The organism is Nocardioides sp. NPDC092400, assembly GCF_040684155.1.
Lineage (GTDB): Bacteria > Actinomycetota > Actinomycetes > Propionibacteriales > Nocardioidaceae > Nocardioides.
In genome coordinates this window covers 468,071-481,948 of record NZ_JBFBFJ010000001.1, presented here as the reverse complement: position 1 = coordinate 481,948, position 13,878 = coordinate 468,071, and the positions used below count along the sequence as shown (strand labels likewise).

The following is a 13,878-nucleotide window of genomic DNA, read 5'->3' as shown; positions in this document are numbered from 1 at the left end:
GCGCTCGCTGCTCGACCAGCAGGAGGCCGGGTCTCGACGACGCTCGCTCGCGCTCGCAGCTCGACCGGCGGAGCACGCCTCAGCGGCCGGCGGCCTGGCGGGTGAGGAAGGCGAGCTGGGCGGGCTTGGTGGAGAGCTGGACGACGGGGCCGAGCTCGAAGCCGAGGCGGCGGACCAAGCCGACGGCCTTGTCGTTGCGGGCGTCCGGCTCGGCGACGAGCCGGTGGACGGCCGGGTCGGCGAACGCGTGGTCGAGGAGCAGCCCCACGACCTCGGCGGTGAAGCCGTGCCGCACGGTGTCGGCGGGGGCGAGCATGAAGTGGATGCCCAGGTCGCCGGGGAGGACGTCGTACGTCGAGCCGACCTCCTCGGCGGTGGGCTCGTAGTCCTGGAAGAGGGCGACGGGCTCGCCGGACTCCTCGCGCACCAGCCACACGTGGTGCGTGGGCTGCTCGTCGAGCCAGGTGTAGATCTCGCGGACCTCCTCGAGGGTGTGGTCCTGCATCATCCAGAAGCGCGCACGCTCCTCGACCACCCACGAGTGGAGGGTCGCACTGTCGCGCTCGGGGACGAACGGGTCGAGGTGCAGGGTCATCGGGGCGTCTCCTCGGTCAGGCGGTCCCAGTCGGTGACGACCGGGGCGAGTCGGCCGGCCGCCCAGAGCGGCAGCTGGTCGCGGTGGTGGGGGCTGCGGGGGTCGCCGGCCGTGCCGAGCGGGACGACCCAAGCGCTGGCCTGGCGGTCGGACAGGTCCCAGACGTAGCGGGCGACCGAGCCGCGGTAGCACTCGTCGGTCCATCCCGGCACCGATCCGGTGCACCGGACGCAGTCGCTGTCGCCGGAGACCGGCAGCGCGGGCACGTACGGCGGCTCGAGGTCGGCGTCGGCGACCTCGAAGGCGTGCACGGGCGTCGCGACGTGCGTCGTGCCCCAGGTCGCCGGGTGCCCGGCGGCGTCGTCGAGCGCGTCCCGGGCGAGCGCGCGCAGGTCGATGCCGAACGGGTCGCCCGCGGCGGCGAGGGTCTCCAGCGCGTGCCCGACCCGGCCGACGAGGTCCATCCAGGGCAGGAAGACCAGGTCGTGGCGAGGGTCGGCGAACGGCGCGAACACCGGCTCGGCAGCGATCCGCCGTACCAGCGCCGCGCGCCAGGCGGCGTACGCCGCGGCTCCCACCGACGTCGCCGCCATCCGGCCGTCCCACTCGAGGACGGCGTCGCGGACGGCCTCGCCCGCGGCCGACGGCTGCTGCCCCTCGACCAGGGCGTCACGCAGGACGAGCGCCTGCGCGGACAGGTCGTCGTCGTGGATCGCCGCGAAGTACTCCCCCGTGAGCCCGTCCCGGCCGTCCAGGAGGGCCGCGATCCGGCGGGCACGGTGCGGCGAGGCGAACGTCGCGCCGACCGGGTCGCTCTCCGGGCCGCGCCGCTCGTTGGCGGTGACCACCTGCCCGTCGGGAGGTACGTCGTGCCGCGGCAGCGGGTCCAGCCAGCCGGCCCAGGCGGTCGCCGGGTCGGCGGCGTCGACGACCCCGTGCCGGTTGGCCTCGTCCCGCAGCGGGATCCGCCCGGCGAGGCGGTAGCGCACGGCGCCGCTGGTGTCGGCGACGACGACGTTGTTGACCGGCTCCACCCACCGGTCGAGCGCCGCGTCCACGTCGTCGACGGTCCTCGAGCGCAGGAGCGGCAGCAGGGCGTCGAAGCCGAGGTCGCCGAGGACGTCGGAGGCGAAGCGGACCGAGAGGCCGGTGCCGGCGTCGACACTGCCCTCGAACACCGGTCCGCGCGGCGTGACGACCACCTCGACCGTCTCCGGGGCAGCGCCGCGCACGGCGATCGTCTCGGTCCGGGCGGCCACCGCCTCCCAGCCGTCCGGCCCCAGCGCCTCCACCGCCGCCCCGTCGCCGGCTCGCCGCAGCCGCTCGTCGTACACGTCCTGGTAGTCGGCCATGCCGTTCGTGATCGCCCACGCCACCTCGCCGGCGTGCGCGAAGTGCTGGACGCCCGGGACGCCGGGGAACGCCAGCCCCACCACGTCGACGGGGTCGGCGGGGTCCTCGCAGGCCAGCCGCACCTGCTGGTAGACACCCGGGGCCTCGACCACCCGGTGCGGGTCGCCGCCGATGAGCGGGGCGCCGGTCGCGGTGCGGTCGCCGCCGACGGCCCAGGCGTTGGAGCCGCTCGCCGAGGGCCCCTCGTGCGACAGCAGGCGGGCGTCGGCGCCGAGCACCTCCCGGGCGCGGTGCGCCCACAGCTTGCCCGGCAGGCTCGCGAACAGCAGGTGCTGGGCGAGGAACACCGCCAGCGGCGTCCACTCCTCCCAGGGCCGGGCGTCGATGCCGAGCCGGTCGAGCTCGGGGACGCCGCCGCGACCGGCGGTCTCGAGGCCCTCGTTCACGCCCCGCACGTACGCCGCGACGAAGGCCCGCGTCTCGCCGGCGAGGCCCGCGTGGGCCCGGCGGGCGACGTCGGCGAGGCACGTGCGCCGGGCCAGCCGGTCCCACGGCAGCGCCGGCGCGCCCAACACCTCCGCGGTGGTGCCGGTGGCGCGACGGCGCAGGTGCTCGAGCTGCCAGGTGCGGTCGCGCGCGGTGACCTCGCCCTGTCCGTGGGCGAGGTCGGCGAGGGAGGTCGCCCGCACGTGCGCGACGCCCCACGCGTCGCGGTAGGTCCGGGCCATGGGCCCGCAACCTAGTGGGTCGCCGGGTCAGGCGGCCGTGGGCATCCGGACGCGGAACAGGGTGCCGCGGCCGACCGCGGACTCGACGTCGATCGCGCCGCCGTGCTTCTCCACGATCGCCCGCGTGATCGACAGCCCCAGGCCGGAGCCGGGGATGGCCTTCTCGAGCGCGATCGAGCTGCGGAAGAAGCGCGAGAACAGCTGCTCGATCTCCTGGTGCGGGATGCCCACCCCGGTGTCGCGCACGTCGAGGTGGACCTCGGAGCCGTGGCCGCCCAGGACCACCGAGACGGCGCCGCCCTCGGGGGTGAACTTCACGGCGTTGCCCACCAGGTTGACCACGACCCGCTCGAGCATGTCCCGGTCGCCGACGAACTCGACGGGCTCCTCGGGGAGGTCGAGGGAGACCTCGAGCCGCCGGTGCGCCCAGGCCGGCGCCACGACGGCGTACCCCTCGCGGACGACCTCCCGCAGGTCGAAGGCGCGGGTGCTGAGCGCGAGCCCGTCCTCGCTGAGCCGGGAGAGCGTGAGCAGCTCGTCGATCAGGCCGAGCAGCCGGCCGCTGTTGTCGGAGACCCGCTTCAGCGCCTTCCCCTGGTCCGGGGTCAGCGGGCCGTACGAGCCGTCGCCGAGCAGCTCGAGGTAGCCCATGATGCTGGTGATCGGGGTGCGCAGCTCGTGGCTGACCGAGGAGACGAACGCGTCCTTGGCCCGGTCGACCTCCCGCAGGCGGTCGACGGCCTGCCGCTCGGTGTCGAGGGCGTCCTGGAGCCGCTGCTGCGCGTCGACGGAGTCGGTCACGTCCTCGGACGTGCTGACGTACCCGACGGTCGCGCCGCGCTCGTCCACCATCCGGGTCAGGGTCATCGAGTGGATCCGCTCAACGCCGTCCTTGCGGCGGAACCGCATGAGCGTGCCCGCGTGCTCACCGGTCACGATCCGCTGCACGACGGAGCCGAAGTCCGGGGCGGTGCGCAGCTCCCTGGCCTTGTCGACCACAGACCGCATGGAGTGCAGGATCCGCGTCGACCGGCCCATCATCTCCGCTGCGGAGTAGCCGAGCAGCCGCTCCGCCCCCGGGTTGAAGAGGGTGACCCGGCCCTCGGCGTCGGCGCCGATGATCGCGATGCCGGTCGCGCCGTCGACGATGCTCTGCACCTTGTCGCGCTCGGAGCGCGCCTCGCGGGAGATCACTATGTGGGCGCCGACCCGGATCAGGAGCGGCACCACGATGAGCGCGCACGTGGTGGCGAACGCCGCGAGGAACACGCCCCGGGCGTCCGCGGGCAGGTCGTAGGCCTGCGGGGCGGCGGCGAACGGCCCGCGCCCGGCGGTCGTCATCAGGATGGCGAAGAAGACCAGCGCCGCCATCTGGGCGAGCGCCTCGAAGGGCCGGATCCGCTGGGCGCCCCACGCGAGCAACGGCACCACCATGAACGCCATCGACGGCACGTCGTCGAAGGAGAAGACCAGCGGGGTGATGACGATGATCGCCGCCCACTGCAGCACCCGCTCGGTCACGCTCGCGATGGAGCCGTGCGGAGGCAGCCGCATGAAGAACGGCAGCAGCGTGATCTGGGAGGCCAGGTGGGCGGTGCCCAGCGCGAGCGCCACCGTGCCGGGGTTCCCGAACCCGGTCAGCACCGAGGTGAGCCCGCCCGAGGCCGCCGCCACCAGCCCTGCCCCGGCGACGGCGAGGTAGTAGCGCCGGAGGTCGGCGTCCGTGCGCAGGGGCGGCCGACCCTCGACCCCACGGGTGAGCACGGCGACCACCAGCGCCGTCTCGACCGTGATGCCGAGGCCGTACCCGATCGCGACGTCCGCTGGCCGGCCGCCCAGCCAGATCGTGAGCACGGCGACGAACAGCACCACGGGGAGCACGTACGGCGCACGCCGGCGGCCGACCTCGAGGGCGAGCGCGGACGCGACGCCCACCGGCCAGATCCCGATGACGGTCCCGCCGTCCGGTGCTGCGTGCAGGGCGAGGAACCCGCTGACGACGAGCGCAGCGAGCAGCCCTCCGACCCGGACCGACGGGTCCAGCCTCACGACCCACCCCTCCCCGAGCGGAACCTCCGGGATGGATGCAACCATCAACCACCCGCCGCCGCAGGCAGTCGTCCATTTCGTGACCTGGCCGTGCCCCGACCACCCGAAGGGGCGATGGCCTAGCGTGACCCGCGTGATCTCGGGAGACGCTGCTCAGGACCGCACCCGCTACGACGTCGTGGTGGTCGGCGGCGGCCACAACGGCCTGGTCTCGGCCGCCTACCTCGCCCGCGCGGGCCTCTCGGTCCTCGTGCTCGAGCGGCTCGACCACACCGGCGGGGCCGCCGTCTCCTCCGCCGCGTTCGCGGGCCACGGCACGCGGCTGTCGCGCTACTCCTACCTCGTCTCCCTCATGCCCGAGGCGCTGATGGCCGACCTCGGCCTGGACCTGACCCTGGTGTCGCGCCCGACCGCGTCGTACACCCCGGTCCTCCGCGACGGCCGCGCGGGCGGGCTGCTCGTCGAGCGCACGGAGGGTCCCGCGACGGCGGAGTCCTTCCGCGCCCTCACCGGCTCCGACGAGGAGTACGACGCGTGGCGGGAGTTCTACGCCGACGTCGCCGACCTCGCCCGCGTCGTCGCCCCGACGCTGCTCCAGCCGCTGCCGACCGAGCGGGCGGTCCGCGACCGCGTCGACCCGGGCACGTGGCGCGACATCGTCGTGCGGCCCCTCGGCGAGGCGGTCGAGCGCCGGTTCCGCGACGACACCGTCCGGGGCGTGGTCGCGACCGACGCGCTCATCGGCACGTTCGCCTCGCTCCACGACCCCTCGCTGGTGCAGAACCGGTGCTTCCTCTACCACCTCGTCGGCAACGGCACGGGCGAGTGGCGGGTGCCCGTCGGCGGCATGGGCGCGGTGACCGACGCGCTCGCCCGGGCCGCGACAGAAGCCGGGGCGACCCTGCGCACCGGAGCCGGGGTGAGCGCCGTCCGGGCCCATGCCGACGGCGTGGAGGTCGACTGGCACGACGGCGAGCGGCTGCGGACGGTCGAGGCGGGGACCGTGCTGGCGAACGTCGCGCCGTGGGTGCTGCGCATCCTGCTCGGCGGTCCCGAGGACCCCGCCACCAAGCCGGTCGGCGCCCAGCTGAAGATCAACTTCCTGCTCGACCGGCTCCCGCGGCTGCGCTCCGGCGTCGACCCGGCCGTGGCGTTCGCGGGCACCCTCCACCTCGCCGAGGACTACAGCCAGCTGGCCGGCGCGCACGCCGACGCCGCGGCCGGGCGGGTCCCCTCGGTCCTGCCGGGCGAGGTCTACTGCCACTCGCTGACCGACTCCTCGGTCCTCGGCGGGGAGCCGGAGGGCACCCACACGCTGACGTACTTCGGCCTGCACACCCCGGCCACGCTCTTCGAGGCCGACCCTGCCGCCGCGAAGGCGACCGCGGTGGCCCGGGCGATCGCCTCCCTCGACGAGCACCTGGTCGACCCGATCGAGTCGTGCGTCGCCCGTGACGCCGCCGGCCGGCCGTGCATCGAGGCGAAGATCCCGCAGGACGTCGAGCGCGACCTCGCCATGCCGGGCGGGCACATCTTCCACGGCGACCTGGACTGGCCCTGGGCGGCCAACCGGGCCCGGCTCGACACCCCCGCACAGCAGTGGGGCGTGCAGACCGGTGTCGACTCGGTGCTGCTCTGCGGCTCCGGCGCGCGTCGTGGCGGCGCGGTGTCGGGCATCGCCGGGCACAACGCGGCCCAGGCCGTGCTGGCCGCCCGCTGACCCCTGCGCACGCCACCCGGCGATTTCTCCCGGTGGCCGCCCACTGGTAACGTAGTCCTCGCTTCACCGGGCGCCATTAGCTCAATTGGCAGAGCAGCTGACTCTTAATCAGCGGGTTCGGGGTTCGAGTCCCTGATGGCGTACCACCACCGGCTCCGACCAGCAGAGATGCAGGTCGGAGCCGGTCCTCGTTTCGGGCCGACCGGCGCGGGACAACGGGACGCCATGACGGTGCACTGGGCGGTCGACGGTCGCGCACCGACGCCGTGGACGCGCCTCTACGTCCTCGGCATGCGGGCCCGTCGCGACAAGCAGGCCTTCGAGGGCGCGCAGCACACGCGCGCCACGGCGAAGCGGCTCCAGGAGCAGGGGGACGCGCCGCCGACCCGCCTCACCCGGTGGGTACGGCGCGTGGCGACCGACCGGCCCGAGGGGCTGACCGTGTGGACGGTCCGACCGCGGCGCGGCCGCCCGCGGGCACGGGTGCTCTACGTGCACGGGGGCGGCTACGTCCACCCGCTGACACCGGACTACTGGCGGCTGGTCCGGGCGCTCTCGGGCCGCTCGGCCGCCGCAGAGGTGGTCGTGCCCGCGTACCCGCTGGCCCCGGTGGCGACTGTCGACGACGCGCTCCCCCGGCTCCTCGACCTCGCACGGGAGGCCGCCGCGGACGACCTGCCGCTGGTGCTGATGGGCGACTCGGCGGGCGGGGCGCTCGTCCTCGTCCTCGCCCGGTGCCTGCGCGACGAGGGCGGTCCGCAGGCGGCCCGCGTGGTCGCGCTCAGTCCCTGGCTGGACCCGACTCTCGACGAGGAGGCCGTGCGCGACCTCGAGCCCACCGACCCCGTGCTCGCCGAGTCCGGCCTGCGAGCGGCGGCCCGGTGGTGGGCCGGCGACCGCCCGACGACCGACCCCCTCGTCGACCCGCTGGCCGACGACCTCCGCGGCCTCCCGCCGGTCGACGTGCACATCGGCGACCGCGACATCCTCCGCCCGGCGGTCGACGCCCTCGCCGCCCGCCTGCGCGACGGCTCGACCGACCTGCGGGTCCTCGAGGTGCCCGCGATGTTCCACGTCTGGATGACCCGCGCGGTCCCCGAGGCCCGCCGTACCCGCCGCCGACTGGCCCGGGCGGTCCGCGACGCCGCCCGGACGGGAGCGGCCCCGCGGGCGTGACGGGAGCCACGGCGGGGTACCGGCGCACCGCAGACGGACCGCAGGAGGGCCACCGGTGACGCAGCAGGACCAGCACGACCCCGTGACGACCGCACCCAGGGCCGCGCCCATCGTGCTGACGGCGGCCGAGCTCGCCGAGGTCGCGGCCGTCGACCGGCAGACCGTCGAGCACTGGCGACGCGCCGGGATCGGACCGGCGCCCGTGACCGCCCACCCCGAGACGGCCTACGACCTCGCCGAGGTGCAGCGCTTCCTCGCGGCCAGGCAACCGCAGGAGAAGCCCGCCTGATGGCCCTGGTCTCGCCCTGGCAGGCACGGCACCCGCGTCCGGACGCGGGTGCGCCGACCCTCGGCGGGACCCACGACGTGGTCGTCGTCGGCGGCGGGATCACCGGCCTCACCACCGCGGGGCTCCTCGCCCGGGGCGGCCTCTCGGTGGCCGTGGTCGAGGCCCGCAGGATCGGCGCGGGCACCACCGGCGGCAGCACGGCCAAGGTCAGCCTCCTGCAGGGCACGACGTTCTCCCGGATCGCGCGTCGGCACCCGCCGTCGGTGCTGGCGTCGTACGCCGCCGGCAACCGCGAGGGACAGGCCTGGCTGGCCCGGTTCGTCGCCGAGCACGGCGTGGAGGCGCAGCGCCGTCCGGCGTACACCTACGCCACCTCGCTCGTCGGCCGCCGCCGGCTCCGCGCCGAGCAGCGTGCGCTCGACGGCGTCGACCTCGGCCCGGGCCCCGAGGTCGAGTGGGTCGAGGACCCGCCGCTGCCCTACGACACGTTCGGCGCGCTGCGGCTGGCCGACCAGCTGCAGGTCGACCCGGTGGCGCTGCTCGAGGCGCTCGCCGACGACGCACGCGCTCACGGGGTGCGGATCGTCGAGGACGCCCGCGTGCGCCGGGTCACCGGGCACGTCCCGGCGCGCGTCGTCACCGACCACGGCACCGTCAGCGCCCGGTCGGTGGTGCTGGCGACCGGCGTGCCGGTGCTCGACCGCGGCGGGTTCTTCGCCCGCGTCGAGCCGTCGCGCTCCTACGGCCTGGCCTTCCGCACCCCCACCCCGGCCGTCGACGGGATGTACCTCTCCGCGGACTCCCCCACCCGCTCCCTGCGCGACGCACCTGTCAGCCCGGGCGACCCCGCCGGTCCCGACGGTCACCTGCTGCTGGTGGGCGGGGCCGGCCACCGCGTCGGCGCCGCCGTCTCCGAGCGGGAGCGCCTCGACGAGCTGCGGGCCTGGACCTCCGAGCACTGGCCGGGCGCCGAGGAGACCCACGCCTGGTCCGCGCAGGACTACGTGCCGCACCACGGCCTGCCCTACGCCGGCCCGCTCCTCCCGGGACGGGACGACCTCCTCGTCGCGGGCGGGTACGCCAAGTGGGGCCTGACGAACGGCGTGGCCGCCGCCCACCTGCTCGCGGCCCGTGTGCTCGGCGGCCGGGTCCCGTGGGCCGGCGCGTACGCCACCTGGGACCCGCGCGAGCTCCGTGGGCTCCCCCGGTCCACCCGGCTCAACACGCAGGTCGCCGTCGAGCTGGGCTGGGGCTGGGTCCGTCCCACGCTCCGCTCGCACCCGCTGGTCGGCACGCCCGGCGAGGGCGAGGGCGTGGTGCGGTACGACCGGGTCGGCACGCCGACCGCGGTCTCGGTCGTCGACGGCGTCGAGCGGCGGGTCTCCGCCGTCTGCAGCCACCTGCGCGGCGTGCTGCGGTGGAACGACGCCGAGCAGAGCTGGGACTGCCCCCTGCACGGCTCCCGGTTCGCCCCCGACGGCGCGGTCCTCGAGGGACCGGCGACCTGCCCGCTCACCGGTCAGTGACGGGAGCGGTCGCGAGAACCTTCACCTGCGCGACCGCGTGACCGGCGTCACCCTGGGATACCGGTCAGGGTATGCACCAGGGAGAGAGCACCGGGACCGTCCAGCGGGAGACCGACCACGAGACCGACCGGGAGACCGTCACCGCCGGCGGCTGCCTGCGGTGCGGCGAGCCGATGCTGCCGCGCCTGACCGGCGCCGCGACGCCCATCGCCGGAGGCGCACCGCTGTGCGCGGACCTCCCGGTCCGCCTGGCCTGCCCGACCTGCACCTGAGCGGGAGCGGGCCGGGACGGGCCGCGTGGTCAGCGGCCCTTGCCGCCCTTGCCGCCCTTGCCGCCCTTGCCGCCCTTGCCGCCCTTGCCGTGGCCCTTCGCCTTGCCGTGACCCCCGGCCTTGCCGGCTCCCTTGCCGTGACCCTTCGCCTTGCCGTGGCCGTGGCCCCGACCGTTGCCCTTCGCACCGTCCCCGCCGCCGCCGCCCTGGCCCGCGGTCGAGCCGCCGCCGGCGGCCCGGGAACCGTTCCGCCCACCGTCCGGCGCCGCCGTGGCCGACCGGGTCGCGGTGGAGACCGGGCGGCCGGCCGCCGTGCCCTCGGTGGACGCTGCCGCCGATGGGGACAGCACCGAGGCCGGCTGCAGGGCCTGCGCGGCGGCGGCCCTGCTCCCCGGGTCCGCGTCGCTCGCCGCCGGGTCGGGCAGCAGGGTGGCGGCGCCGGCGACGATCCCGGCGACGACCGCCGCGGCAGCAGCCGCCAGACCCGCCGTACGGCGTCGTGTGCGCCGGCGCGGGACCCACTCGGTCCGCGGCCCGGCGGCGGTGGTGACGGTCGGCGGCAGGTCGGCGACCGGCACGACGACGGGGCGGCCCTCGGCCAGCGCACGGAGGGCCGCCGCGGCGACCGACGCGGCGGGCCGCTCGGCGGGGTCGGAGGCCGTCATGGCGGCGAGCAGCCGAGGCCACCCGGTCGGCAGCGACAGGGGGATCGTCGGGCTGTGGTGCAGCCGCGCGAAGGCCGACTCGGTCGACGTGCCCGGGTAGGCGCGCACGCCGGTGACGGCCTCGAGGAGCAGCAGGCCCAGGGCATAGACGTCGACCGCCGCCCCGACCCCCTCGCCGCGGACCTGCTCGGGCGCGAGGTAGGCGATGGTGCCGACGGTGTTCCCCGTCCGCGTCACCCCGGCGGTCTCGCCGAGGAGCCGCGCGATGCCGAAGTCGGCCAGCTTGACGCGCCGGTCACGGGTCAGCAGGACGTTTCCCGGCTTGACGTCGCGGTGCACGATCCCGTGCGCGTGGGCGTGGGCCAGCGCGTCGGCGAGCTGGGCGCCCACGCCGGCGACCAGCACGGGGTCCAGCGGGGCGTCGGCCAGGAGGGACGCGAACGTGCCCCCGTCGACGAGCTCCATCACGAAGTGGGGCCGACCGGTCGACGTGCCCACGTCCAGCAGCGTCACCAGGCCGGGGTGGTCCAGGCGGGCCAGCAGCTTGGCCTCGGCGGCGAACCGCAGCCGCGCCGTCTCGGCCTCCTCGAGCCCCGTCGGGGCGAGGAGCACCTTGACCGCGACGTCCCGCTGCAGCACCCGGTCCCAGGCCCGGTGGACCTCGGCCATGCCACCGCGACCGATGACCTCTCGCAGCTCGTAGCGCTCGTCGAGCAGCTCCATCCGAACGCCTCCGGGCAGGGTCGGGCACGGTCAGGTCAGGGGCAGACGCGTGGCACGGCGGGGGATCCGTGCTCCTCGACCGGTGCCCCCGGTGCCGTCGGTGCAATCACCACCCGTCGGGGTGGTCTGGCCCGCGGTGCGGGCCCGGCCCGCGGGGTACCTCCCGGACGCCGCACACCGACCCGGGAGGAGCCCCATGCGCTTCGGATACTTCCTGTCCTGCGAGGAGTACACCCCGCAGCAGCTGATCGAGCAGGCCGTCGCCGCCGAGGAGGCGGGGTTCGAGGCCCTCTGGATCAGCGACCACTTCCACCCCTGGAACGACGAGCAGGGTGAGAGCGCCTTCGTCTGGTCGGTCATCGGCGCCCTGTCGCAGGCCTGCTCGCTGCCCGTGACCACCGCCGTGACCTGCCCGACCGTGCGGGTGCACCCGGCGGTCGTCGCCCAGGCGGCCGCGACCGCGTCGGTGATGCTCGACGGCCGGTTCACCCTCGGCGTGGGCACGGGCGAGGCCCTCAACGAGCACGTGCTCGGCGGCCCGTGGCCCTCGCTCGACGTCCGGCTCGAGATGCTCGAGGAGGCCGTCGACGTGATGCGCGAGCTGTGGACGGGGCAGACCGTCACCCGCCAGGGCAAGCACTACCAGGTCGACACCGCACGGCTCTACACGCTCCCCGAGCAGCCGGTCCCCGTCTACGTCTCGGCGTTCGGCCCCAAGGCGCTGCAGGCGGCCATCGCGATCGGCGACGGCTTCGTCAGCACCGCTCCGGACGCCGACTCCGTCGCGCAGTTCAAGGAGGCCACCGGCGGCAAGCCCACCCAGGGCGGCGTCAAGGTCGCCTGGGCCGCCACCGAGGACGAGGGAGTCGACCACGCCCACCGGCTGTGGGCCAACGCGGGCCTGCCCGGCGAGCTCGCCCAGGTGCTCCCCTCGCCCAAGCACTTCGAGCAGGCCTCCCAGCTCGTCACCCGGGAGTCGACGGCCGGCAGCATCGTCGCCGGCCCGGACGTCGCCCGCCACGTCGACCAGCTGCAGCAGTACGTCGACGCCGGCTACGACGAGGTCTACGTCGCCAACATGGGCCCGCACTACCTCGACATGATCCGCGCCTACGGCAGCGAGGTGCTCCCCCAGCTGCGCTCCTGAGCCGGGGTGTGCCGCCGCAGAGGTCCCCGGTCCACCGGGGACCCCCTCGCTTCCCGGGGCAGATCTACCCGGGGAAGCGAGGGACTGCCCCGGGAAGCGGGGCCCGGCGGGGCTCAGGCGGGGGCTCAGGCGGGGTACGGCGCGGCCTTGAGCAGCCGGGCCAGGTGGACCGTGTTCTTCGCGGTCGTGTCGTTGGTGCCGGCGGTCTTCTCCGGCGTCTCGTCGTGGTCGGCGTAGTCGACCGCCTGCATCGCCTCGCCGACCCAGTAGGTGCTGCCGTTCGCCGCGACGGAGAAGCCCGTGTCGTTGAGGGCTTGGAGGCACTCGGCCACCACGTGGTGGGCGCCGTCCTCGTTGCCGACCACCGCGACCGCCGCGACCTTGCCGTAGGTGAGCATCCGGCCCTCCTCGTCGGTCTCGCCGAGCTCGGCGTCGAGCCGCTCGAGCACCATCTTGGTCACCGAGGAGGGCTGGCCCAGCCAGATCGGGGTCGCGACGACGAGCACGTCCGCCGCGAGCATCCTGCTCCGGATGGCCGGCCACTCGTCGCCGTCGCCCTCGTCGATGGTGACGCCGAAGCGCACGTCGTGGTCGACCACGCGGACGACCTCCCCCGGCGCGCCGTACGACGCCAGCCGGTCGAGGACCTGGCGGCCGATGAGGTCCGAGCTGGAGTCCTGGTCGCCGGACTTCAGGGTGCACACGAGCACGAGGGAGCGGAGGTCGTCGAGGTTGTCGTCCATGACCGGCCGGTACCCACCGGACCTCAGGCGCGCTCCCAGCCGTCCGCGGTACGCCGCACCAGCCCCTGCTCCTCGAACGCCATCAGCCAGCCGCGCATCGGCCACTCCCCCCACCTCCGGTGGAAGAGCGCGCCGTTGCGCAGGATGTCGTCGAGGTGGCGCACCGGCGGGCTCTCGACCGGGTGGTGCTGGTGGTAGGCCCGGGCACCGCCCACCCAGCCGATCCGCAGGCCGGCGGCGACCGCCGAGCGGCCGTAGTCGGTGTCCTCGCCGCCGTAGCCGACGTACTCCTCGCAGAACCCCCCGACGCGCGCCCACCCGGTCGCCGACACCGCGAAGGACAGGGACCAGAACAGGTCCGGGTCGCCCTCGCCGACCAGCTCGCCCCGAGCAGGGGCGGGCCGGGCCGGGTGCGGGTCGTCGAGCTCGTCGAGGCGGTCGAGGTCGCCCCCGCCCCGCCCCGGCGGGAGGTAGGTCACCGGGCCGGACCACAGCACGTCCGGCTCGCGCTGGGCCGCGTCGGCGTAGGCACCGACCAGCTCGCGGCCGGCCAGGCAGTCGACGTCGAGGAAGACCACCACGTCCGCGCCGGCGTCCAGCACCGCCCGCGCGCCGCGGTTGCGGGCGGTGGCCAGCGGCAGGCGCCCGTCCGCCGGCAGCGCGAGAGGCACGACGCGCCGGGCCAGGCCGTCGACGGAGCCGGGCGTGATGCCCGGGTCCCCCATCGCCACCACGACGTAGTCGTCGGGCAGCCGGTCGGACCTGGCGAGCGCACGGTGCTGGTGGTGCAGGTGCTCGTGGCGGCCGTGGGCGACGGTGACGACGCCGACCCGCACGCGCGGGGCACTCTCGGAGGCGGGCCCCGGGGCGGCCGCCGGGCTGCTGGACATGC

General features: G+C 75.6%; 12 protein-coding genes and 1 tRNA gene. 7 read left to right on the top strand and 6 right to left on the bottom strand.

Going from position 1 to position 13,878, the window contains the following annotated elements; all coding sequences use genetic code 11:
* Positions 1-79: 79 nt before the first annotated feature.
* The 3 genes from AB0N29_RS02400 to AB0N29_RS02390 are packed head-to-tail and all read right to left on the bottom strand — an operon-like array spanning position 80 to position 4,725.
* Complete coding sequence (locus tag AB0N29_RS02400) at positions 80-595, bottom strand: GNAT family N-acetyltransferase (protein WP_364863818.1); 516 nt, start codon at positions 593-595, stop codon at positions 80-82.
* On the bottom strand, positions 592-2,676 hold the full coding sequence (locus AB0N29_RS02395; RefSeq protein WP_364863816.1) for a penicillin acylase family protein: 2,085 nt from the start codon (positions 2,674-2,676) through the stop codon (positions 592-594). The genes AB0N29_RS02400 and AB0N29_RS02395 overlap by 4 nt, the downstream gene beginning before the upstream one ends.
* Positions 2,677-2,703: 27 nt before the next feature.
* Positions 2,704-4,725, bottom strand: a complete 2,022-nt coding sequence (locus tag AB0N29_RS02390; protein WP_364863814.1) for an ATP-binding protein — start codon at positions 4,723-4,725, stop codon at positions 2,704-2,706.
* A 133-nt stretch (positions 4,726-4,858) separates the two neighbouring features.
* Between AB0N29_RS02390 and AB0N29_RS02385 the strand changes: the two genes are divergently transcribed.
* From AB0N29_RS02385 to AB0N29_RS02360, 6 genes are all read left to right on the top strand, one after another.
* Positions 4,859-6,445 (top strand): NAD(P)/FAD-dependent oxidoreductase, encoded by a 1,587-nt coding sequence (locus tag AB0N29_RS02385; protein ID WP_364863812.1) that lies wholly within the window; start codon positions 4,859-4,861, stop codon positions 6,443-6,445.
* Positions 6,446-6,515: 70 nt separating this feature from the next.
* Positions 6,516-6,591 (top strand) — tRNA-Lys (locus AB0N29_RS02380).
* A gap of 79 nt (positions 6,592-6,670) precedes the next feature.
* Positions 6,671-7,621, top strand: coding sequence for an alpha/beta hydrolase fold domain-containing protein (locus AB0N29_RS02375; protein ID WP_364863810.1), 951 nt, complete (start codon positions 6,671-6,673; stop codon positions 7,619-7,621).
* 55 nt (positions 7,622-7,676) lie between these two features.
* Complete coding sequence (locus AB0N29_RS02370; RefSeq protein WP_302270297.1) at positions 7,677-7,910, top strand: hypothetical protein; 234 nt, start codon at positions 7,677-7,679, stop codon at positions 7,908-7,910.
* Positions 7,910-9,436 (top strand): FAD-dependent oxidoreductase, encoded by a 1,527-nt coding sequence (locus tag AB0N29_RS02365; protein ID WP_364863807.1) that lies wholly within the window; start codon positions 7,910-7,912, stop codon positions 9,434-9,436. Before AB0N29_RS02370 ends, AB0N29_RS02365 begins: the two co-directional genes overlap by 1 nt.
* A 71-nt stretch (positions 9,437-9,507) precedes the next feature.
* Complete coding sequence (locus tag AB0N29_RS02360) at positions 9,508-9,708, top strand: hypothetical protein (protein WP_364863805.1); 201 nt, start codon at positions 9,508-9,510, stop codon at positions 9,706-9,708.
* Positions 9,709-9,737: 29 nt separating this feature from the next.
* Here AB0N29_RS02360 and AB0N29_RS02355 read toward each other — a convergent pair whose 3' ends face one another.
* The gene (locus tag AB0N29_RS02355) at positions 9,738-11,096 is read right to left on the bottom strand and encodes a serine/threonine-protein kinase (protein WP_364863803.1); all 1,359 of its coding nucleotides are present in this window, start codon (positions 11,094-11,096) and stop codon (positions 9,738-9,740) included.
* Positions 11,097-11,292: 196 nt separating this feature from the next.
* On the opposite strand from AB0N29_RS02355, the gene AB0N29_RS02350 reads away from it, so the two are divergent.
* Positions 11,293-12,243 carry a TIGR03557 family F420-dependent LLM class oxidoreductase gene (locus AB0N29_RS02350; protein WP_364863801.1) on the top strand — a complete coding sequence of 317 codons (951 nt, stop codon included), beginning with the start codon at positions 11,293-11,295 and terminating at the stop codon, positions 12,241-12,243.
* Positions 12,244-12,368: 125 nt separating this feature from the next.
* On the opposite strand, the gene AB0N29_RS02345 is transcribed toward AB0N29_RS02350, so the two are convergent.
* Both AB0N29_RS02345 and AB0N29_RS02340 read right to left on the bottom strand, forming a co-directional pair.
* Positions 12,369-12,986, bottom strand: coding sequence for an NAD(P)H-dependent oxidoreductase (locus AB0N29_RS02345; protein ID WP_364863799.1), 618 nt, complete (start codon positions 12,984-12,986; stop codon positions 12,369-12,371).
* 23 nt (positions 12,987-13,009) lie between these two features.
* Positions 13,010-13,876 carry a galactosyltransferase-related protein gene (locus tag AB0N29_RS02340; protein WP_302270288.1) on the bottom strand — a complete coding sequence of 289 codons (867 nt, stop codon included), beginning with the start codon at positions 13,874-13,876 and terminating at the stop codon, positions 13,010-13,012.
* Positions 13,877-13,878: the final 2 nt, after the last annotated feature.

Coding starts and splice junctions, on each gene's coding strand:
- AB0N29_RS02400 (WP_364863818.1), bottom strand. CDS start 595: ATGACCCTGCACCTCGACCCGTTCGTCCCCGAGCGCGACAGTGCGACC.
- AB0N29_RS02395 (WP_364863816.1), bottom strand. CDS start 2,676: ATGGCCCGGACCTACCGCGACGCGTGGGGCGTCGCGCACGTGCGGGCG.
- AB0N29_RS02375 (WP_364863810.1), top strand. CDS start 6,671: ATGACGGTGCACTGGGCGGTCGACGGTCGCGCACCGACGCCGTGGACG.
- AB0N29_RS02365 (WP_364863807.1), top strand. CDS start 7,910: ATGGCCCTGGTCTCGCCCTGGCAGGCACGGCACCCGCGTCCGGACGCG.
- AB0N29_RS02360 (WP_364863805.1), top strand. CDS start 9,508: ATGCACCAGGGAGAGAGCACCGGGACCGTCCAGCGGGAGACCGACCAC.
- AB0N29_RS02355 (WP_364863803.1), bottom strand. CDS start 11,096: ATGGAGCTGCTCGACGAGCGCTACGAGCTGCGAGAGGTCATCGGTCGC.
- AB0N29_RS02350 (WP_364863801.1), top strand. CDS start 11,293: ATGCGCTTCGGATACTTCCTGTCCTGCGAGGAGTACACCCCGCAGCAG.
- AB0N29_RS02345 (WP_364863799.1), bottom strand. CDS start 12,986: ATGGACGACAACCTCGACGACCTCCGCTCCCTCGTGCTCGTGTGCACC.
- AB0N29_RS02340 (WP_302270288.1), bottom strand. CDS start 13,876: ATGTCCAGCAGCCCGGCGGCCGCCCCGGGGCCCGCCTCCGAGAGTGCC.